The organism is Nocardia sp. 852002-20019_SCH5090214 (assembly GCF_001665865.1).
In the GTDB taxonomy this organism is placed as follows: Bacteria; Actinomycetota; Actinomycetes; order Mycobacteriales; family Mycobacteriaceae; genus Nocardia; species Nocardia nova.
Genome location: NZ_LZMK01000379.1, coordinates 1 through 553 on the forward strand (window position 1 = coordinate 1; position 553 = coordinate 553).

The following is a 553-nucleotide window of genomic DNA, read 5'->3' on the forward strand; positions in this document are numbered from 1 at the left end:
CGGTGTCGATGACCACACCCCACTGGTCGGCGAAAGCGTTCCGCAGCTCGTCGAGTTTCTCGGCCGCGATCTCGGAGTTCTCGTGCCAGGTCAGCGCCTCGGCCAGCGATCCCGTCAGCGACCACCGGTTGCCCCACGCGATCTGCTGCAGATTCTCGGCGGCGTATCCGAGCTGGTGATCGATTGCCACATCGAGCATTTCCACCGCGCCGGTGCCGTGGGCGCGGGCCTTGTCGTAATCACGCTGGAGCCGGGTGCGCGTGTGGCGGGCCTGGTTGACCCCGGCGATGGCCAGCACGTGGGCGATGCGCTGGGCGTAGCCGGTCGGCACACCGAGCTGCCAGGTCGCGGCGTCGCGGATGGTGGTGTCGGACATGGTGATTGCCTCCTCATGGGCGGTGGTGGTTTCCGGGATTGATGTCCAGCCCGGACCTGGGTCTTCGGTGGTGGTGAGCTCGTCACGGTCGTAGCCGTGGCGCTCGGCGGCGCGGGCCTGGTGCTCGCGGATGGCTTTGGCGACCGCGAGCAGCTGCGCCGGGCTGGCGGTGCGTTT

At 68.7% G+C, this 553-nt stretch carries 1 pseudogene; it reads right to left on the reverse strand.

Going from position 1 to position 553, the window contains the following annotated elements:
- A pseudogene (locus A5780_RS41440) lies at positions 1–553 on the reverse strand (hypothetical protein); the annotation flags it as partial.